The sequence below is a fragment of the Rubrivirga sp. S365 genome, assembly GCF_032248475.1.
Lineage (GTDB): Bacteria > Bacteroidota > Rhodothermia > Rhodothermales > Rubricoccaceae > Rubrivirga > Rubrivirga litoralis.
Map to the genome: position 1 here is coordinate 677690 of NZ_JAVTTN010000001.1, position 19138 is coordinate 696827.

Here is a 19138-nt window from a genome sequence, read left to right on the forward strand (position 1 = left end):
CGAGGAAGAGAGGTCGAGCAGGTTCGCCTCTCTGCCTCGTCTCCTCTACACCTCTTCTCTTCCCGGCCCGGCCTCCACGGGCGGGGCGGCCTTCCGCGCGACGAACCGGTGGTCGGCGCCGGCCAACGCGGCGGGCGGGGCGGGGCGGGCGCCCTCGGGCTCGCGGCGGTCGAAGATGGCCTGCAGGACGGCCTCGACGAGCACGCCCCGGTCGTACGGCTTCTTGACGTAGGCGTCGAAGCCCGCCGCCAGGAACCGCGCGCGGTCGCCCGGGAGCGCGTACGCCGTCACGGCCACCATGGGAAGGCCCGCGAACGCCGGCGTTTGGCGGAGCGTCCGCATCACGTCCTCGCCCGAGATCGACCGGCCCAGGTGGATGTCGAGCACGACGGCCACGGGCCGCTCCTCGGCGACCGCCTCCATGGCCTCGGCGCCGCTCTCGGCGAGCGCCACGCGGAACCGGTCGCCGAGCGCGCGGCGGGCCACCTCGCGGGCCTGGGCCTGGTCGTCGACGACCAGGACGAGGGGGCGCCGGTCCGGGCCGGCCGGCTCGGCGCCGGCCGCCGGGAACGTGAGCGTGAACGTCGTGCCCACGCCCTTCTCGCTCGCCACCGAGATCGTCCCGTCCATCCGCTCGACGAGCTGGCGCGAGATGGCCAGCCCCAGGCCGGCCCCGTCATGCGTCCGCTCGGTCCCGCTCGACTCCTGCTCGAACTCGCCGAACACGCTGGGCAGGAACGCCTCCTCGATCCCGATGCCCGTGTCGCGGACCTCGACGACGACCGAGCGGCCCTCGGACCGGGCGGCGACCGTGACCGAGCCCTCGGGCGTGAACTTGATGGCGTTGGCGACGAGGTTGTGGAGCACGCGAGCGAGGGCGGCCTCGTCGAGCACGGACACGAGCGGGCGCCGCTCGACGACGGCCTCCAGCGCCAGCCCCTTGTCGACCGCCGTCGGGCGGAGCATCTCGGCCGTCTCCTCGGCCAGGGCCGTCACGTCGACGGGGCAGGCTTCGAGGTCGCCGCGGCCGGCCTCGAGCCGGGCCAGGTCGAGCACCGAGTTCAGCGTGTCCATGAGGCGCCGGCCGCTCCGCGCGATCAGGTCGGCGAACTCGCCCAGGTGGGGGTCGTCGATCTCCTCGGCGAGCACGTCGGAGAACCCGAGGATGGCCGTGAGCGGCGTGCGGATCTCGTGGCTCATGTTGGCCAGGAAGGTGCTCTTGAGCAGCGCCACCTCCTCGGCTTGGCGCTTGGCCTGCACGAGCACGGCCTGCGCCCGCTTCCGCTCGGTCACGTCGCGGAGGTTGAGGACGAGGCCGCGCACGCTGGGGTCGTCGTAGAGCGGGGTCCCGGCGGCCTCGACGAACACGAAGTGGCCCTCGGCGTGGCACACGCGGATCTCGGCGCGGGCGCCGTGGACGACGGCCGCGGCCTCGACGGCCGCCGCCGCCTCGTCGCGGTCGTCGGGGTGGACGACCCCGATCATGTCGGTCCCGACGAGCGACTCGGGCGAGCGCCCGAGGAGGCCGGTGACGGACGGGCTCACGTAGGTCAGCCGCCCCGCCCGGTCGACGACGACGACGACGTCGGTCGAGCGCTGGACGAGCGCCCGGAACCGGGCCTCGCTTTGGAACAGGGCCTCGCGCGCCTCGCGCTCGGCCGTAATGTCCTCGACCGTGCCCTCGTGGTAGAGCGGGGCGCCGTCGGCGTCGACCGCGGCCCGCCCGCTGATGCGGACGTGGCGCGTGCCGCCGTCGGGCGCGCGCCACCGGGCCTCGAACCGGCGGACCTCGCCGTCGCGGCGGACGAGCGCGCCGAACCGCTCGAGGTCCTGCGGGTCGGCGTAGACCGCGGCCACGTTGAGGCCGCAGGCGGCGTCGGCGGAGGCGGCCCCGATCATCCGGGCCAGCGACGCGTTCGCGAGCAGGACCTCCCCGCCCAGCGATGTCCGGTACATCCCGACGGGGATATGGTCGAAGAGGGAGCGGTGCCGGGCGTCGGAGGCGCGGAGCGCGTCGCGGAGCCGGGCCGCCTCGCCCTCGGCCTCGGACAGCGCCCGGCCCACGTGGCGGTCGTAGAGCACCCCGGCGAGCGCCGAGGCGAGCGCCACGCACGAGACGATAAGGGCGGCGTAGACGTCGAGCTGGTCGGCCGTCGAGGCGGGCGGGGCGGCGGCGCCGAGCGTGCCGGCGGCGTAGAGCGCGAGCACGCCGGCGATGCCCACGACGGCGTTCGCGAGGGCGAGCCGGGCGCCCGAGGTCATGGCCGCGACGAGCGGGGCGAGCGCGAGGAGGCCCAGAGCGGGGTCCCGGATGCCGGCGTCAAAGGCCGACTGGAGCAGGGCGGATGCCGTGAGCGAGAGCGTGAGCAGCGCGGCCGCGGCGCGGACCCGGCCGCCCCACCGGACGAGGCCGACTGCGAGCGCCGTGGCGAGCGCGGCCGCGGCGATCTGGACGCGGGGCGCGAGCGGGGCGCCCCCGGCCACGAGCCCGGCCGCGAGCAGCGCGTAGCCCACCAGGAGCAGCGCCCCGCTCGCGACGACCACGCGGGCGCGCCGGACCGCCGCCGGCCGGCCGGCGAGGCCGACGTCGGCAACCCAGCGGTCGAGCCAGGGCGGGGCGGGGCGGGGGGGAGAAGCGGGCTCCATAGGGGTGTTTCGTAACGCCGCCCCGCCCGGCGGACCCGGGGCGGGGTGGCGGAGGTACACGCCCGGCCTGTACACACACCGTTCCACCTTCTCTACCTCGCGCCCCGAGGGCGCCGCCATGAAGCTCCCGTTTGCGCTCGCCCGCCGGTTCGTCGCCGGCGAAACGCTCGACGCCGCCCTCCCCGCCCTCGGCGCCCTCCTCGACGACGGCCTCTTCGTCACGCTCGACCTCCTGGGCGAGCACGTCGCCGACCGCGACCGGGCCGGCGCGGCGGCCGACGCCTACGCCGACCTCGTCGGCCGGCTGGCCGGCCTCCGCGACGAGCGCGGCGTCCCGGCCGACGCCGTCGGCATCTCGATCAAGCTCTCGATGCTGGGCCAGGTCATCGACCGCGACCTGTGCGAGCAGAACCTCCGCGAGGTGCTCACGAGCGCCCGCGACGCCGACCTCTTCGTCCGGCTCGACATGGAGGGCTCGGACCTCACGCAGTCGACGCTGGACCTGTTCGAGGCCGTCTACCCCGACTTCCCCGACCACGTCGGGCCGGTCCTCCAGGCGTACCTCCACCGGACTGACGCCGACGTCGCACGCATGGTCGAGCTCCAGGCCCGCGTGCGGCTGTGCAAGGGGGCCTACGGCGAGCCGGCCTCGATCGCGTACCAGGACATGCCGACGATCCGGTGGCACTTCCGCCGCCTCGCGCGGACGCTCCTCGACGACGGCCGCTACCCCGGCATCGCCACGCACGACGACCAGCTGATCGAGGCCGTCCGCCAGCACGTCGAGCAGCACGACATCGACCGCGACGCGTTCGAGTTCCAGATGCTCTACGGGCTCCGCCCCGAGACGCAGCGCCAGATCGTGCGCGACGGGTACCGGATGCGCGTCTACGTGCCGTACGGGACCGAGTGGCTCCCGTACTACTCGCGGCGGCTCCGCGAGCGGCGCGAGAACGTGACGTTCATCCTGCGCAACCTCGTCCGCGCCTGACCAGATGAGGAGGAGAGGCGGGGAGGAGAAGAGGCCGTGTCCTCCCCGCCCCGCCCGCGGTCCGACGCATGGGCGGGGCGGGCTACCGGACGCGGAGGCGCTGGCCGACGCTGATCGACGGCGAGCGCAGGCCGTTGAGCCGGAGGACCTCCTCGACCGTCGTCTCGTAGCGCCGGGCGAGCGAGAACAGCGTGTCGCCCGGCCGGACGACGTGGTACGCCGCCCCGCCCGCCGGCTCCGCCGAACGGGGCGCCGCCGCCCTGTCCCGCTCGGCCGGAGGCGCCGCCCCGCTCGAAGCGGGCGGGGCGGGGCGGAGTGGACGCGCGCCGGCGGGCGCGTCGCCAGCCAGGCGCCGCACGCCGGGGACGCCGAGGGCGATGGCTCGGAGCGCGGCCCGGTCGGCGTCTGGCACGGCGCCCTCGACCTCGACCACCCCGCCCCGGGCCGTGACCGAGACGTCGAACGGGCGCGTCCGCGCGTCGTCAACGAGCGCGAGGCGGACGGCCGTCGCCAAGCGGAGGTCGGCCAGCCGCTCGGCGACCTGGGCGCCGGCGGGCGCCGACGCGAGGAGGAGGAGGAGCGCGGCGAGGGCGGGGCGGAACCGGACGGCGGTCGCAGTTGGCATGGCGAGCGGTGCGGGGCGGGGTGGCGGCGGGCGGGGCGGACCCAGAGGGCAGACCCAACGGGCAGCCTCAACCTACCGCCCCGCCTGGGCGTTCGGCGCGGGGCGGAGCCTGCGGGCGGGGCGGTGACACGCCCTGTCACCCTGCCACGCTACCTTGCCCGCTAACCGCCCCCGCACACCATGACGACCGCCCCCCGCGACGCCTCCGCCCCGCTCCCGGGCCAGGAGGCCGACCTCGAGAAAGCGCTCCGCCCGCGCGCGCTCGACGACTTTATCGGGCAGCAGAAGATCAAGGACAACCTCCGCGTGTTCATCACGGCCGCCCTCCAGCGCGGCGAGGCGCTCGACCACGTGATCCTGAGCGGGCCGCCGGGGCTGGGGAAAACGACGCTCGCGTTCATCATCGCCGAGGAGATGGGCGCCGAGGTCAAGACCACGTCGGGGCCGGCGCTCGACAAGCCGGCCTCGATCGCGGGCCTGCTCACGAACCTCAACGAGGGCGACGTCCTGTTCATCGACGAGATCCACCGGCTCGCGCCCGTCGTCGAGGAGTACCTGTACTCGGCCATGGAGGACTACGCGATCGACATCCTCATCGACTCCGGCCCTTCCGCGCGGTCGGTCCGCATCGCGCTCCCGCCGTTCACGCTCATCGGCGCGACCACGCGGAAGGGCCTTTTGACCGCCCCGCTCCGCGCCCGCTTCGGCGTCGACTTCCGGTACGACTACTACGACGCCGACCTCCTCCGGCGGATCGTGCTCCGGAGCGCGTCGCTGATGGACGTCGAGATCGAGGAGGACGGCGCCCACGAGATCGCCCGCCGCAGCCGCGGCACGCCGCGGATCGCGAACAAGCTGCTCCGCCGGACGCGCGACTTCGCCGAGGTCGAGACGGCCGCCGGCCCGGGCGACGGCCGCGTCACGCGCGCCGTGGCCGACCACGCCCTCAACGCGCTCGACGTGGACGAGGCCGGCCTCGACGACATGGACGCCCGCATCCTCCTCACGCTCATGGAAAAGCACGACGGCGGCCCCGTCGGCGTCTCGAACATCGCCGTCACCGTCGGCGAGGACTCGGGAACGATTGAGGAGGTCTACGAGCCGTACCTCATCCAGGAGGGGTTCATCGCGCGCACCCCGCGCGGCCGCGTCGCCACGCGGCGGGCGTACGAGCACTTCGACATCGTGCCGCCGCTCAAGCAGTCGGACATCTTCGACGAGCTGCTCGGGTAGGCCACCCTCCGGGTGGGTACAGGGTACTCGGTACGGGGTACGGATCGAGGAGGCCGTTCGGGGCCACGTACCCTGTACCTCGCACCCTGTACCCTTCTTGAGTGGGCTCCGGGCCACCCCGCCTCGGGCGGGGCGGTCAGCGCGAGCGCTCGTAGTCGCGGACGAGGCGGGCCGCGATGCGCTCGGCCGCGAGGTCGCCCAGGCGCTGGAGGCCGGCGGCCATCTCGCCCGACGAGAGCGCCGCGAGCGCGCGGCCGGTGACGACGTTGCCCGGGATGGCCGGGAGCCGGAACACGGTCCGGTCGACCACCTCGCGCTCGTCGAGGTCCGTCCGCCACAGCTCGGCGCCGGTCTGGGCGTCGAGGAACAGGGCCTCGCCGACGAGCACGAAGAACGTGTCGCCCTCGAAGGAGTCGGCGACGAGGCCGTAGTCGCGGACGCGGAGGTCGAGCACGAAGTCGGCGTCGGCGGGGCGGTCGGCGGGCGCGAACCCGAGGGCCTGGGCCGTCCGCGCCAGCGTCCGCCGCGCGATCCGGTCGGCCACGTCGACGCGCGCGACGACGCTGTCGAGCCGCGCCTGCGCGCGCACGGCCTGGCGCCGCTTGGCCTCGGACGTCTCGCGGCGGACGGCCGTGCCCACGGGGTCCCACGGGTTGACGCCGGCCTCGAGCGGGCTCCCCGCCTGGACGCGCGGCGCCGGCGGGATGGCCGCGGCGACGGCCACGCGGCGGCCGGGGAGGGCCACCTCGCCGAGCCGGTTCGACGCACTGCACCCCGAGACGGCGGCGAGCGCGGCGAGGAGGAGGGCGGGGCGGGCGAGGGCGCGGAACACGGGCGGGCGGGGTGGGTCAGCGAGGGCGACCGTCTAGCCGCCGCCCCGCCCCGCCCGGTAACGGGCACGCCCCCCGCCCGGATTCGCCCCATGCCGTACGTCGTCGCCCAGCCCTGCATCAACTGCAAGCACACCGACTGCGTCGAGGTCTGCCCCGTCGACTGCTTCTACGAGGGGCCGAACTTCCTCGCGATCCACCCCGACGAGTGCATCGACTGCAACGCGTGCGTCCCCGCGTGCCCCGTCGAGGCCATCTACGCCGACGACGAGCTGCCCGCCGAATGGGCGCACTACGCCGAGTGGAACACCTACCTGGCGACGCAGTGGCAGCAGCTCGGGTACAACATCACCGAGAAAAAGCCGGAGCTGCCCGAGTGCGCCGAGTGGTCCACCCCGCCCGAGGCCGAGACCAAAAACGAGGAGGATATCCTGACCTGGGAAGGCGCCGAGTAGCTCGCGCTCCGCGGGCGGGGCGGGGCGGTGCCGGCTCCGGCCGCCTCCCCGCCTGTCGGCCCTGGCCGCGTCCTAGCCGAACACTGCCATCAAGCTCGTCACGAACACCGTGACGGCGAGGGCGGAGCGAAGCGCGAAGTGGGACGGGAGCGGGGCGAGGAGGGCGTTCATCGGTCTGGGGGAAGGAGGTCCGCGGGGGACGAATACAACATCCGACCAGACCGCCCGCCGTTCTAGAGGCCAACGCTGAACGCCCTCTGAGAAAACGGCCTAGGAGTGCTCCTGCGCACAGTCCAGGCCACCGGGCATTCCCCCACGCCGCCTCAGGTCTGCGGCCGCGCGCGGCGGCCGCCACCGCCCCGCACGACGACGGCCACGCCCCCCAGCGTCACCGCTGACGCGGCGGCCAGCCGGAGCGTGACGGGCTCTCCCACGAGCGCCGCGCCGCCCAGCGCGGCCAGCACCGGCACGCTGAGCTGGACCGTCGCCGCCGTCGTCGTGCGGAGGGCGGGGAGGACGGCGTACCACGCGGCGTAGCCCAGCCCCGACGTCACGCCGCCCGAGAGCGCGGCGTAGGCGAGCCCGGCGCCGTCGAGGCGCACCGCCCCGCCCGCGGCCGCCACGGTCAGGAGCGTGGCGCCGAGGAGCGACGCCCGCAGAAAGTTGCCGGCCGACTCCGCCGCCGGCCGCACGGCGCCCCGCCCGCGCAGCGAGTAGGCGCCCCACGCCGCGCCCGCCGCCGCCATCAGCAGCGCGGGGACGGCGGGCGGGGCGGTCACGCCCGGCGCGAGGAGGAGGACGAGGCCCCCGACGGCCAGGGCGAGGCCGGCGCTCTGCGCCGCCGAGAGCCGCTCGCCGTGCGCCAGGCCCCAGCCGATCATCGTGAGCTGGACGGCCCCGAACAGGACGAGCGCGCCGGCGCCGGCCGACAGCGCGAGGTAGGCGAACGAGAACGCGGCGGCGTAGACGAACAGGGCGAGCGCCGACGGCCAGCTCCCGCCCCGCCCCCAGGAGCCGCCCCGCCGCGCGACGAGCGCGAGGACCGCCCCGCCCGCCGCGAGGCGGACCGCCGAGAACGTCGCCGCGTCGATCGCGGTCGTCCGCAGGGCGAGGCGGGCGAGGACCGAGTTGGCCGCGAACGCCGCCATGACGAGCGCCACGAGCACGGCGAGGGCGGGGCGGGAGAGCGGGCGCCCGGGGCGCGGGGTCGGAGGCATGGGCGGGGCGAAGCTACCGTGCGGGTCCGTGCGGGACACCCGGGCGGGGCGGGGGCGTAGGCCGAGCCCTCCCCACCCCGCTCCCATGCCCTCCCGTTCCTGGACCGCCGCCGACATCCCCGACCTCACCGGCCGCACGGCCGTCGTGACGGGCGCCAACAGCGGCCTCGGCCTCGAAACCACGCGCGAGCTCGCCCGCAAGGGCGCCCACGTCGTCATGGCGTGCCGGAACGAGGGCAAGGCCAAGCACGCCCGCGCCGAGGTCCGCCGCGACGTGCCGGACGCGGCCGTCGACGTCGAGGTGCTGGACCTCGCCAGCCTGGACTCGGTCCGCGACTTTGCCGAGCGGTTCGGGAGCGGGTACGGCCGCCTCGACCTCCTGTACTGCAACGCCGGCGTCATGGCGATCCCGCGGAGCGAGACCGACGACGGGTTCGAGACGCAGTTCGGCGTCAACGTGCTCGGGCACTTCGCGCTGGCGGGGCGGCTCCTCGACGCGCTCCTCGCGACCGACAACAGCCGCGTCGTGTGGCTCTCCAGCCTCGCCGCGTGGTCGGGCTCGATCTCGTTCGACGACCTCCAAGGCCGCGAGAGCTACGGCCGGTGGTCGGCCTACAACCAGTCCAAGCTGGCCGACCTCATGCTGGCCCTGGAGATGAACCGCCGGCTCCAGAACGCCGGCTCGACGACGCTCTCGCTGTCCGCCCACCCCGGGCTCTCGAACACGAACCTCCAGCAGACGAGCGCCGAGGAGAGCGACTCGGTTCTCGAAAAGGCGCTCTACGGCCTGGGCATGGACCGCGTCGCGATGACGGCGGCCGAGGGCGCGCTCCCCCAGCTCCGCGCCGGGACGGACCCGTTCGCGCGCGGCGGCGCGTTGTTCGGGCCGAGGCACAAGATGTGGGGGCGCCCCGTCGAGGTGAACCCGCCGGGTGGCGCGCTCAGCCTGGGCACGCGCGCCCGCCTCTGGGCCGAGTGCGAGCGGCTGACCAGCGTGCCGATGCTCTCGGACTAGCCGCCTGACAGCGGGTGAAGAGAAGAGGAGGGGAGAAGCTGACCGCCCCGCCCGACGTGGGGCGCCAGGGCGGGGTGGCGAACGAGACGGGCCGCCCCGCCCGCGGCGCGCGCCGAGACGGGCGGGGCGGGGCGGGAGCGCGACGGGGCCGCCGGGAACGGACGGCGAGGTTAACGGCGTTCACCTGGACTACCTTCACCGCCTCTCCACCGGCCGCCCCGCCCCATGCCCGACTCCACCTTCGACTACGTCATCGTCGGCGCCGGCTCGGCCGGGTGCGTGCTGGCCGACCGGCTCACGGCCTCGGGCGAGCACACGGTCCTGCTCCTGGAGGCGGGCGGGGAGGACGAGGACAAAAACGTCCTCATCCCGGCCGCATTCCACAAGCTGTTCGAGGGGCCGAGCGACTGGAACTACCGGACCGAGCCGCAGGAGGACCTGGGCGGCCGCCGCCTGTACCAGCCGCGCGGGAAGATGCTCGGCGGGTCGTCGTCGATCAACGCGATGATCTACATCCGCGGCCACGCCGCCGACTACGACGGCTGGGCCGAGGGCGGGGCGGAGGGCTGGGACGCCGACGCCGTGCTCCCCTACTTCCTCAAGAGCGAGGACCAGCAGGTCCACACCGGCGACCCCGCGCACGGGACCGATGGGCCGCTCGTAGTGTCGGACCAGCGGAGCCCGACGTCTCTCACGGATCGGTTCGTCGAGGCCGGCGTCGAGCTGGGCTATTCGCGCAACGACGACTTCAACAGCGGCGGCCAGGAGGGCTTCGGGCTCTACCAGGTGACGCAGAAGGGCGGCCAGCGGTGGAGCGCGGCGCGGGCCTACCTCCACCCCGCCCGCCGCCGCCCCAACCTGACCGTCTGGACCGACGCGCTCGCGCACCGCGTCGTGTTCGAGACGCCGGGCGGCGACGGCCAGGGCGGGACGCGCGCCACGGGCGTCGTGGTCGAGCGGGGCGGGGAGGCCGTCACGGCGCGGGCCGCGCGCGAGGTGATCCTCGCGGCGGGCGCGTTCGGGAGCCCGCACCTGCTCATGCTGTCCGGGATCGGCCCGGCGGCGCACCTGAAGGCGCACGGCGTCGAGGTCGTGCTGGACGCGCCGGGCGTGGGCGAGAACCTCCAGGACCACCTCGTCCACGGCGTCACGCGGCACACGACGGACCGCGGCACGCTCGACGCGGCCGAGTCGCTGCGGCACGCGGGGCGCAACCTGCTCACCTACCTCGCGCGCAAGACCGGCCCGTTCACGAGCAACGTGGCCGAGGGCGGGGCGTTCGTCCGCTCGTCGCCCGACCTGGAGGCGCCGGACGTCCAGTACCACTTTGCGCCGGGCTTCTTCCTCGGCCACGGCACGCGGAACCCGCCGGGCGAGTCGGGCTACTCGGTCGCCGGCCTCGTCCTGACGCCCGCGAGCCGGGGGACGGTCCGCCTGGGGAGCGCCGACCCGCGGGCCAAGCCGCTCATCGACCCGCGCTACTTCTCGGACGAGGCCGGCGAGGACCTCCGCCGGAGCATCTGGGCGCTCCGCCTCGGCCAGCAGATCGCCGACGCCGACGCCTTCGCCGACGTCAACGCCGGCCCCTACGAGCCCGAGCGCGTGCTCACCGACGACGCCGAGATAGGCCCGTTCCTCCGCGCCCACTCCGAGACGCTCTACCACCCCGTCGGGACGTGCAAGATGGGGACCGACGACCGGGCCGTAGTCGACCCCGCCCTCCGCGTCCGCGGCGTCGCCGGCCTCCGCGTGGTCGACGCGAGCGTGATGCCGACCCTCACGCGCGGCAACACGAACGCGCCGACGATCATGATCGCCGAGAAGGCGGCCGACCTCATCCTGGAGCGCGCCCCGGCGGCCGCCGCGGCCGCCGCTGCCTAGCCACCCCGCCCGCGCACAGGGGCGGGGTGGCGCGCGTTTGGGACCGCCGCCCCGCCCGCACACGCACCGCCCCGCCCCGACGACCTGCCACCCCGCGGACACGGCGAGCCGTGTCCCTACGGCCGTCCAGACGCGCCCTGCCGCGAGGGCGGGGCGGCCGCACCCCGCCCCGCAGACCGCCAACGGGCGGGGTGGCGCTCTTGCCCGTCACCCGTCGCTCATCGCTCGTCACCCGCCGCTCCCGCCATGGACCTCCCGCCCCGCCCCGCCGACACGCCCACCGACCAGATCGACGCCGCGCTCCGCGAGCTCGCGGCGCACGCGACCGAGTGGGCGCGGCTCCCGATCCCGCAGAAGGTGGACCTGCTCAACCGGCTCCCCGAGCGCGTCGGCCGGGCGGCGGGGCGGTGGGTGACGGTCGCCTCGCGCGCCAAGGGGCTCCCCGAGGGCTCGCCGCTGCGGGGCGAGGAGTGGACGACGGGGCCGTGGGCCGTCGCCAACTACGTCGCCCCGCTCGCACGGACGCTCGAGCACGTCCAGGCCGGCACGCTCCACGAGCTGGTCGAGGGCAAGACGCGGCAGCGGCCGGACGGCCAGACGCTCGTCCGCGTGCTCCCGGACGGCGCCTACGACCACCTCCTGTTCAGCGGCATGGAGGTCGACGTGTGGATGGAGCCGGGCGTGACGCCGGCCTCGCTCCCCCAGACGATGGCCACGTTCTACGACGAGCCCGCGCCCGAGGGCGCCGTCGCCGTCGTGCTCGGCGCCGGCAACATCGCGGCCATCGCCCCGCTCGACGTGCTCTACAAGCTGTACGCCGAGGGCCAAGTCGTCGTCCTCAAGATGAACCCGGTCAACAGCTACCTCGGGCCGGTCCTCGAAGAGGTCTTCGCCGAGTTCGTCGACCGCGGCTTCCTCCGCTTCGCCTACGGCGGCGTCGACGTGGGCGAGCACCTGACGCGCCACGACCTCGTCGACGAGATCCACGTGACGGGCAGCGCCCAGACCCACGACGCCATCGTCTACGGCACGGGCACGGGCGGGGCGGGGCGGAAGGCGCGCGACGAGCCGCAGATCTCGAAGCGCGTGACGAGCGAACTGGGCGGCGTGAGCCCGGTGCTCGTCGTCCCGGGCGACTGGTCGGAGCCGGACCTGGACTTCCAGGCGGCGAACGTGGCGTCGCAGAAGATGCACAACGGCGGGTTCAACTGCATCGCGAGCCAGGCCGCCGTGGTCCCGCGCGCGTGGCCGCAGCGCGAGGCGTTCGTCCACGCCGTCCGCCGCACGCTCCGCGAGCTCCCCGACCGCCCGGCCTACTACCCCGGCGCCGGCGACCGCGTCGACGCCCTCCACGCGGCCTACCCCGACTCGGCCGAGCGGCTCGGCCCGACCGGAGCCCGCACGCTCGTCGCCGACGTGCCGCCGGACGACACCTACGCGCTGACCGAGGAGGTCTTCGGCGGCGCCCTCGCCGTGACGTCGCTCCCGGGCGGGGCGGGCGACGAGGACGCGGGCGAGTGGCTCGACCGGGCCGTCGACTTCTGCAACGACCACGTCGCCGGCACGCTCGGCGCGACCGTCCTCATCCACCCGCGGACGCTCCGGCGCCTGGGCGACCGCTTCTGGGACGCCATCGCGCGGCTCCGCTACGGGACGATCGGGGTCAACGCGTGGAGCGGCGTGGGCTTCTTCATCGCCCAGGGCACGTGGGGCGCGTTCCCGGGCCACGAGCGGCAGGACATCCAGAGCGGGACGGGCATCGTCCACAACGCGTACCTGTTCGAGCGGCCGCAGAAGACGGTCGTGTCGGGGCCGTTCGCGCCGTTCCCGCGCTCGCTCCTGCTCGGCGAGACGCACACGGCCCCGAAGCCGCTGTGGTTCGTGACGAACGAGACGGCCGAGGCGACCGGCCGCCGCCTCACGCACTTCGCGGCGGACCCGAGCCCGCTCCGGCTGCCGGGCATCTTCGCGGCCGCCCTCCGAGGGTAGCCGCCCCGCCCAGCCCGAACGTGGGCGGGGTGGCCGCCCCGCCCCAGTGCGAACGCCGTGGCGGTGTTTCTGCGGCGCCGTTCGGCCTCCCTGGGGCGGGGTGGCGGCTGGGGAGCAACCGCGGTGTGCGGGAGGACCCGCCCCGCCCGCCGGGGGCGGGGTGGTCCACGGCGGGTGTCCTGGCGCCCCGAACGGATGGCTCATTCGAGCCTGTAGCCCTCTCCGACGTATTCCTCGACCGGCAGGCCTGCGATCTCGCTCTTGTCGCGGATGGTGATGTGCCGGCGGAGCGCCCCAGTCCCCTCCAACACGCCGGCCGGGTCCTCCATCTCCGCGCCCCGGTCGAAGATGAGCGACACGTGGTTCGTGTACGGCGCGATCCCGACCGAGGCGCGTTTCCCCTTCAGGAAGCAGAGCGCGCCGTATTCGACGGCTTGGGGCGCGTCGGGGATTGCGTCCTCCGCCGCTTCTCGCAGGGCGAGGACGATCTAGCGCTTATCACTGGGCAGCTCGGCAACGAACTCGTCGATGGAGGTAGGCATGGCGGGGCGGGTTGGGCGGACGAAGCGACGGAGACGCCGCCGCCCCGCTCAGGGAAGAACACGCTGATGGCCCTGTGTTGGCCTCAACGGCGGGTTCTACCGCGCCTGCGACTACAGCCCCTTCAACAAGCGGTCGTACTCGTGGTGCGGACCAATCCAGAACCAAACAATCGCGTCACCGTCTCGAACTCCGACGGCACGGTAGTCGCCGCTGACTCGTGCGGAGTAAACTGGCTGGCGCTGGCTGACGCGCTTGAATCTCAGACTCGGGTGGTACGGGTCTTCCTCGAAAAGGCGGTACGACGTCCGTGCTTGTCGGCGAACGTGCTCAGGAAGCCGGTGGTAGAGCTTCCAGAAGCTCGGCCGGGTGAAGGACCGCACGCTTCTACAGGTCTGAGGGGTCGAGGGGTTGAGTCTTCCCGGCTCGATGTTCCTCCAGTGCCTCGGTCGCCAGCCGCTCGAGAAGGTCTTCAGACTCCGGGCGGCCGAACAACTCGGCCCAACGCTCCTCCGATTCCAACTCTGCCAGGAACAGGCGGGCAAGCTCGTCCTGCTCCTCGTCTGGTAGCTGAGACGCGCGATCAAACGCCTGTTCGAGAAGCCGGGTCATGGCACCGAGCGTTGGGTTCAGGTAGAAGGAAAGTCCATCGCAGTAGAACGTTCCGAACGCGGCCGAACAGAGGGCCGCTCAGCGGCACAGGGCTAAGGGCACGATGGCGAACCGAAGCTACAGAGACGCCGCCGCCCCGCCCGAAGCGAGGACGCTGCCGCCCTGTGTCCGCCTGCACCATACCATTAGCGCCAGACGAGGAGACCCCGGCAGACAGACCTTCCGGATCGTCACAACCCTTCCGTCTGCCGCCGAGGCCCGCCATGAAGATCCGTTCTATCCCCGCTCCTGACAAGGCCCGCCCCGTCCTCCTGCTCGCCGCCGACGTCTCCCGCGACACGCTCCACCTCTTCAGCCGGTTCGAGTCCGGGCACCACGAGGTCGTCGCCGAGGACGTCATTCCCAACCGGACCGAAGCCGTCGAGCGAGCGCTCGCCGAGGCGGCCACGCTCGCGGCCGAGCACGGGCTCCGCGGCGTCCGCGTGCTCTGCGAGGCCTCGGGCGGCTACGAGCGGGCGCTCCTCGCCGTCGCCCGCCGCGCCGGGCACCAGACGGCGCTGATCAGCGCCGAGCAGGTCGGCCAGCTCACGAAGGCCGAGTCGCTCGACACGGGCAAGACCGACCGGAAGGACGCCCGCGTCATCCACCTCGCCGCCGCGATGGGCCGGACGCAGCGCCACCGCGACCTGCCCGAGCCCTACGTCGTGCTCCGCCACCTGACCGCGTTCCACGACGACGAGGTCCGGGTCACGTCGGCCATCCGCACGCGGCTGCAGGCGACGCTGCGCGACCTCTTCCCGGACTACGACCGCTCGGCTCAGTTCACGTTCTCGAAGACCGGCCGGGCGCTCCTCCACGGGCGGCTCCTGTGCCCGCACCGGCTGGCCCAGCTCGGCCGGACGCGGCTCTTGGCCACGCTCCGGCGCCGGGTGCCTGGGGTCAAGACCGCGACCGGCGAGCGGCTCGTGACCGCCGCCGAGGCCTCGGTCCGGTCCGCCCCGCCCCCGGCCGTGGCCGCTGTGCTCTCGGGCCGGCTGGCCGCGCTCGTGGCCGAGCTCGAGGTCCACGAGGGTCAAGCGGAGGCGCTGAAGGAGCGCATCGAGGCGCTGGGGGCCGAGCTCAAAGCGCGCGACCAGTTGCCGCCCATCGACGAGGCCGTCTCCGGGATCACGCTGTTCAACCTGGCCCGGATCGTCGGGCAGACCGGGCCGCTCTCGGACTTCGCGACCAAGCGCCAGCTCCTCCGGTACGCCGGGATGAACCTCCGGGAACGCGAGAGCGGCCAGTACAAAGGCCAGACGCGGCTGTCGAAGAAGGGGCGGCCGATGCTCCGCAAGGTGCTGGGGCAGGCGGTCTTCCCCGTCCTCCGTGGCGACCGGCTCCTCGGCGCCCGCTACGCCGAGCGCCGGGAGCGGATGGTGGAGCAGAAGGCGCGCGTGGCCGCGATGCGGAAGCTGCTCACCGTCGTGTGGGGCGCCCACCGGAGCCGTGAGCCGTTCGACCCGGCCCGGGTCCACGTCTGCCAGAGCGAGTACGCCCTCGCCGCCTAGCCACCCCGCCCTCCGCTTCTACCGACCGCTGGGGCGCCCCCCCGCCCCGCACCCCCTGCCGCCGAGAGGACCGACAACCGCCCGTCAAGCCTCGTGGACCCCGTCCTCAGAGAGCTTCGCCGTGCACCATCGGGCGCCCCCGCACCTGCGGGGCCAGCTCGTCCCTCGGCGGCACCCCCCGCTTCGCAGAGCCAATAGGGGATGTTCCTCGTCGCTCCGTGCTTCGGCACCGGAGACGACCGATCCCAGCCAGCATAGCTCGCGACCGACCGGGGTGACGCGCTCAGACGTTCGTCCGCCGCACCTCCGCGGCGGGCTAAGGACGTCGTGTCTCGTCCGCCGCCCCGCCCCTCCTCGCAAGCCCATTCCGCCCAAATCGACCGGAATCGCCGTCGACCCCTTGACTTCCAGCTAATACCAGCGGCGGGTTCTGCGGCCCGGCGTTACGGACTGGTGGCGGACCACAGTAGCCGGACGAGCGCGGAGTCTACGACGGGCACCCCGTTTACCTCCGCTCCGAAGCGGCCGCCGACGCAGACGGTGTCGGTCTTGGCTCGGTCGTAGAAGTAGGCGACGAGCCGGGCGTCCATGACGTGAGCCGAGTCGGGGATCGGGGCTGCCTCCGACACCGCCAGCCGCAGTTCAGAGATTGCCGCTGGGTCCCAAACGTCGGCGGTGTCCGAGACGAACCCGAGCACGCCGCCGAACTCGTCGCACGCGACGGGGAGGTTGACCGACGAGGACCGCTCCGCATAGTGCAGCGCTACGGCAGGCGGGGGTTCATGAGGCGGGACACCCTCTGAGGCGCAGGCTGCAAGCGCGAGAGCGGCGGCTATTGGGAGGGACTTCACGTCGGGCAGAAGGGCCGTAGAACCAGAAGTTCAGCAGAGTCGTGATCCACCAGATCAGCAACCTGCTGACAAACATAGCGCCCCCCCAGACCACCACCCCGCCCGCGCTGCCGCGGGCGGGGCGGCCCGCCTACCGCCCCGCCCGGCGCTCCAGCTCCGCCCGCGCGCGGCGGAACCGCTCGCGGAGGCGCGGCGCGTCCTCGCCCGCGTAGGCCGTCTCGAACCGCGCTTCCGACACGTCGAGGACGCGGAGCAGGTCGTGCGCGGCCTCGCGCATGGCCGCGGGGTCGAGGTTGCCGCCGCCGCCGATCCACACCGGCGCCGTGTGCGCGAACGGGTACGCCGCCATCGACGGCCAGCCCTGCGGCTCGTCGCCCACGGCGCGGACGGCGACCCACCCCGCCTGGGGCAGCGTCACCGTCCCCCGGATCTCGCGGCGGCCGGGCGCCGCCAGCCCCGGCACCGTCTGGACCACGCGGCCGTTGACGACCACCTCGACGCGGTCGACCGGGACGGCCGAGGCGAGGTCCGCCGCCCACCGGACCTCCCCGCCGCTCACCACCCCGCCCGGCGCGGCGCCGTCGACCTCCACGTCGAGGAGCGGGCCGGTCGTGACAACGCTCTGGCCCGACATGAGGCCGTCGAGGTAGGCGTCGAAGCTCGCGTCGGCGCCGGCGCGGACGTAGGCGCGCGTGGTGCCCGGCGCCATCGTCCGGTAGAAGTTGCTCATCACGTCGCTGCCCGCCGTCGGCACGACGGTCTGGCCCAGGTTGAGGAGCCGGTACCAGACCTCGGCCGTGCCCAGGTCGTCGGTCCACAGGCACACGACCTCGATGGCGTCGAGGTCGCCCAGCACGCCGTCGGCCACCAGTTCGACCGGCACGGCGCCCTCGGCGCCGGGCTCGAACGGGTCGCGGACCGCGACGGGGTGGACGTAGGTGCCCATCCCGCCCTCGCTCCGGGCGTGGGCAATCGCCGTCGCGTTTTCGCGGTCGTCGTCGCCGAACACCTCGTAGCCCGGCCCCCAGATCCACGGGTCGAACAGCGTCTCGGTGCCGACGAGCGCGACGTGGCCGAAAAAGTGCGACCGGACTTCCTGCCCGAACGCGACGTACGGGAGCGCACGGGTCGAGCCGGCGCCCCAAAACTGGTCGTCCTCGTACCGCGTGTGGAGGTTGGCCACGAGCGGCGTCGCCACGTCGAGCGCCTCGCCGGCCAGGAGCGGCGCCAGGTCGTCCGGCGTCAGGGCGTACGGGCCGCCGTAGTTGAGGTGGAAGTGGTGGTCGCCCGAGAGCCAGCCGTCGGCGGCCGCGTCCCAGACCGGCTCCAGCGCGAGCGCGACCGTCTCCGCCCCGCCCGGCGCGACCGTCGCCGTTGCCGTCGCGGGCGGGGTGGCGAGCCCCTGCACCGCCACCACGCGGACCTCGCCGGCCGGCACCTCCAGCGTCACCTCGCCCGGTGAGTACTGGTAGACGACGCCGTTTTGGCCGTCGAACCACGCCTGACGGTCGGCCACGAGCGGGTGGCCCGCGGCGTCGGTCACGGCGAACCGGGCGGGCGCGGGCGCGCCGCCCACGGTCGTGCGGAGCGTGAGCGTGCCGGTCTCCGTGCCCCAGTCCCACGTACGCACGGGCACCTCCTCGGCCGCCCCGCCCTCGGCGGGCACGCGCATCAGGCGGAGGCGCTCGTCGGCGTCGGCCTGGGCGTAGTAGATCGCCGCGCCGTCCGGGCTCCACGCCGGCGCGAGCGGCGGGGCGTCGCCGGCGACGAGGCGGAGCGTCGGGCCGGGGCGGTCCACGTCGGCCAGGACCAGCTCCCAGCCGTCGTCGGTCGGGACGCTCAGCGCGACGGTCTGGCCGTCCGGCGCGAGGGCGGGGCGGGTCTGCGACAGGATGCGCCCGGCGTAGAGCACGCGCTCGTCGCCCGTCGCCAGGTCCCGGACGCGGACCTCCTCGGCCCCGCGCTTGGCGACGTAGACGACGCCCCGCCCGTCGGGGAGGACCGCCGGCGCGACGGCGAGGCCGGGCGCGTCGGTGACGACGGCGCGCTCGCCCGTGGCCAGGTCGATCCGGCGCAGGCCGACCCCGTTCTCGCCCGCCGCCGCGTAGACGAGCGCCGCCCCGTCCGGCGTCCACGCCGGGTCGAGCTCGAGGCCCGCCTCGGCGGCGACCACGCGCTCCGCCCCGCCCTCGACGTCGAGGACCACGATGGACGTCTCGCGGCCCGTGTCGCGGACGAACGCGAGGCGCCGGCCGTCGGGCGACCACGCCGGCCGGGCGTCGACCGCCCCGCCCGAGGTGAGGCGCCGGGCGACGCCGGTCTCCAAATCCAGCAGCCACAGCCACCCGCGCGAGGCGAGCGCGAGCGTGCGGCCGTCCGGCGACGGCGCCGGGTCGGTCACGCCGGCGCCCATCGTCGGCAGGTCGTAGCCCTCGAGGTAGACGTGGTGGCCGTAGCCCGGCACCTGGGGGTAGCGGTTCGTCCACTGCGCGAGCGCGGGCGGGGCGGCGAGCGCGGCGACGACGGCCAGGAGGAGGACCCGGAGCAGCAGGGCGCGGGCGGGCGGCGCAGTCAGCATGGGCGGGGCGGGCGGATGGTCGGGCGGCCTCGAAGGGCCGGCCTAAAGGGCGAGGGCCGGTCAACATAGGCCGCGCGGGACCGCCCCGCCCCGCGCGAGGCGAGGTCCTACCGGAGAACAGGGCG

Annotated in this window: 15 protein-coding genes; 7 read left to right on the forward strand and 8 right to left on the reverse strand. The window is 74.5% G+C overall.

The annotated features are described in order from the left end of the window. Window positions 1-45: 45 nt before the first annotated feature. The gene (locus RQM47_RS03070) at window positions 46-2646 is read right to left on the reverse strand and encodes a PAS domain S-box protein (protein ID WP_314007311.1); all 2601 of its coding nucleotides are present in this window, start codon (window positions 2644-2646) and stop codon (window positions 46-48) included. A gap of 118 nt (window positions 2647-2764) precedes the next feature. Here RQM47_RS03070 and RQM47_RS03075 point away from each other — a divergent pair, with 118 nt between their 5' ends. After that, window positions 2765-3637, forward strand: coding sequence for a proline dehydrogenase family protein (locus RQM47_RS03075; protein WP_311662985.1), 873 nt, complete (start codon window positions 2765-2767; stop codon window positions 3635-3637). Between the two features lie 82 nt (window positions 3638-3719). On the opposite strand, the gene RQM47_RS03080 is transcribed toward RQM47_RS03075, so the two are convergent. Then, window positions 3720-4262: a LysM peptidoglycan-binding domain-containing protein gene (locus RQM47_RS03080; RefSeq protein WP_311662984.1), complete on the reverse strand. Its 543-nt coding sequence runs from the start codon at window positions 4260-4262 to the stop codon at window positions 3720-3722. A gap of 180 nt (window positions 4263-4442) precedes the next feature. Here RQM47_RS03080 and ruvB point away from each other — a divergent pair, with 180 nt between their 5' ends. Beyond that, complete coding sequence (ruvB, locus tag RQM47_RS03085; RefSeq protein WP_311662983.1) at window positions 4443-5495, forward strand: Holliday junction branch migration DNA helicase RuvB; 1053 nt, start codon at window positions 4443-4445, stop codon at window positions 5493-5495. A 136-nt stretch (window positions 5496-5631) separates the two neighbouring features. Here ruvB and RQM47_RS03090 read toward each other — a convergent pair whose 3' ends face one another. Further along, window positions 5632-6327, reverse strand: coding sequence for a hypothetical protein (locus RQM47_RS03090; protein ID WP_311662982.1), 696 nt, complete (start codon window positions 6325-6327; stop codon window positions 5632-5634). A 90-nt stretch (window positions 6328-6417) separates the two neighbouring features. Here RQM47_RS03090 and RQM47_RS03095 point away from each other — a divergent pair, with 90 nt between their 5' ends. Next, window positions 6418-6780: a ferredoxin family protein gene (locus RQM47_RS03095; RefSeq protein WP_311662981.1), complete on the forward strand. Its 363-nt coding sequence runs from the start codon at window positions 6418-6420 to the stop codon at window positions 6778-6780. A gap of 323 nt (window positions 6781-7103) precedes the next feature. Here the strand turns inward: RQM47_RS03095 and RQM47_RS03100 are convergent, their stop codons facing one another. After that, a complete protein-coding gene (locus RQM47_RS03100) occupies window positions 7104-7997 on the reverse strand; it encodes an EamA family transporter (RefSeq protein WP_311662980.1) in 894 nt (297 codons plus the stop codon). Between the two features lie 85 nt (window positions 7998-8082). Between RQM47_RS03100 and RQM47_RS03105 the strand changes: the two genes are divergently transcribed. The 3 genes from RQM47_RS03105 (at window position 8083) to RQM47_RS03115 (ending at window position 12882) form a co-directional block, all read left to right on the forward strand. Further along, the gene (locus tag RQM47_RS03105; RefSeq protein WP_311662979.1) at window positions 8083-9012 is read left to right on the forward strand and encodes an oxidoreductase; all 930 of its coding nucleotides are present in this window, start codon (window positions 8083-8085) and stop codon (window positions 9010-9012) included. A 225-nt stretch (window positions 9013-9237) separates the two neighbouring features. After that, window positions 9238-10893: a GMC family oxidoreductase gene (locus tag RQM47_RS03110; RefSeq protein WP_311662978.1), complete on the forward strand. Its 1656-nt coding sequence runs from the start codon at window positions 9238-9240 to the stop codon at window positions 10891-10893. A 246-nt stretch (window positions 10894-11139) separates the two neighbouring features. Then, on the forward strand, window positions 11140-12882 hold the full coding sequence (locus tag RQM47_RS03115; RefSeq protein WP_311662977.1) for an aldehyde dehydrogenase family protein: 1743 nt from the start codon (window positions 11140-11142) through the stop codon (window positions 12880-12882). 200 nt (window positions 12883-13082) lie between these two features. Here RQM47_RS03115 and RQM47_RS03120 read toward each other — a convergent pair whose 3' ends face one another. Together RQM47_RS03120 and RQM47_RS03125 are read right to left on the reverse strand one after the other, a co-directional pair. Beyond that, window positions 13083-13370 carry a DUF1801 domain-containing protein gene (locus RQM47_RS03120; RefSeq protein ID WP_314009433.1) on the reverse strand — a complete coding sequence of 96 codons (288 nt, stop codon included), beginning with the start codon at window positions 13368-13370 and terminating at the stop codon, window positions 13083-13085. Between the two features lie 439 nt (window positions 13371-13809). After that, window positions 13810-14034, reverse strand: a complete 225-nt coding sequence (locus RQM47_RS03125; RefSeq protein WP_311662976.1) for a hypothetical protein — start codon at window positions 14032-14034, stop codon at window positions 13810-13812. Window positions 14035-14297: 263 nt separating this feature from the next. On the opposite strand from RQM47_RS03125, the gene RQM47_RS03130 reads away from it, so the two are divergent. Beyond that, window positions 14298-15584 (forward strand): transposase, encoded by a 1287-nt coding sequence (locus tag RQM47_RS03130; RefSeq protein WP_314007313.1) that lies wholly within the window; start codon window positions 14298-14300, stop codon window positions 15582-15584. 443 nt (window positions 15585-16027) lie between these two features. Here RQM47_RS03130 and RQM47_RS03135 read toward each other — a convergent pair whose 3' ends face one another. Next, window positions 16028-16435, reverse strand: a complete 408-nt coding sequence (locus RQM47_RS03135) for a hypothetical protein (protein WP_311661030.1) — start codon at window positions 16433-16435, stop codon at window positions 16028-16030. A gap of 130 nt (window positions 16436-16565) precedes the next feature. Next, entirely contained in the window at window positions 16566-19013 is a 2448-nt protein-coding gene (locus RQM47_RS03140) for a CehA/McbA family metallohydrolase (RefSeq protein ID WP_314007315.1), read from the reverse strand. Window positions 19014-19138: the final 125 nt, after the last annotated feature.

Excerpts from the sequence above, each read along its gene's own strand:
- RQM47_RS03080 (WP_311662984.1), bottom strand. The coding sequence starts at position 4,262 with ATGCCAACTGCGACCGCCGTCCGGTTCCGCCCCGCCCTCGCCGCGCTC.
- RQM47_RS03125 (WP_311662976.1), bottom strand. The coding sequence starts at position 14,034 with ATGACCCGGCTTCTCGAACAGGCGTTTGATCGCGCGTCTCAGCTACCA.
- RQM47_RS03140 (WP_314007315.1), bottom strand. The coding sequence starts at position 19,013 with ATGCTGACTGCGCCGCCCGCCCGCGCCCTGCTGCTCCGGGTCCTCCTC.
- ruvB (WP_311662983.1), top strand. The coding sequence starts at position 4,443 with ATGACGACCGCCCCCCGCGACGCCTCCGCCCCGCTCCCGGGCCAGGAG.
- RQM47_RS03130 (WP_314007313.1), top strand. The coding sequence starts at position 14,298 with ATGAAGATCCGTTCTATCCCCGCTCCTGACAAGGCCCGCCCCGTCCTC.
- RQM47_RS03095 (WP_311662981.1), top strand. The coding sequence starts at position 6,418 with ATGCCGTACGTCGTCGCCCAGCCCTGCATCAACTGCAAGCACACCGAC.
- RQM47_RS03115 (WP_311662977.1), top strand. The coding sequence starts at position 11,140 with ATGGACCTCCCGCCCCGCCCCGCCGACACGCCCACCGACCAGATCGAC.
- RQM47_RS03100 (WP_311662980.1), bottom strand. The coding sequence starts at position 7,997 with ATGCCTCCGACCCCGCGCCCCGGGCGCCCGCTCTCCCGCCCCGCCCTC.
- RQM47_RS03070 (WP_314007311.1), bottom strand. The coding sequence starts at position 2,646 with ATGGAGCCCGCTTCTCCCCCCCGCCCCGCCCCGCCCTGGCTCGACCGC.
- RQM47_RS03075 (WP_311662985.1), top strand. The coding sequence starts at position 2,765 with ATGAAGCTCCCGTTTGCGCTCGCCCGCCGGTTCGTCGCCGGCGAAACG.
- RQM47_RS03110 (WP_311662978.1), top strand. The coding sequence starts at position 9,238 with ATGCCCGACTCCACCTTCGACTACGTCATCGTCGGCGCCGGCTCGGCC.
- RQM47_RS03105 (WP_311662979.1), top strand. The coding sequence starts at position 8,083 with ATGCCCTCCCGTTCCTGGACCGCCGCCGACATCCCCGACCTCACCGGC.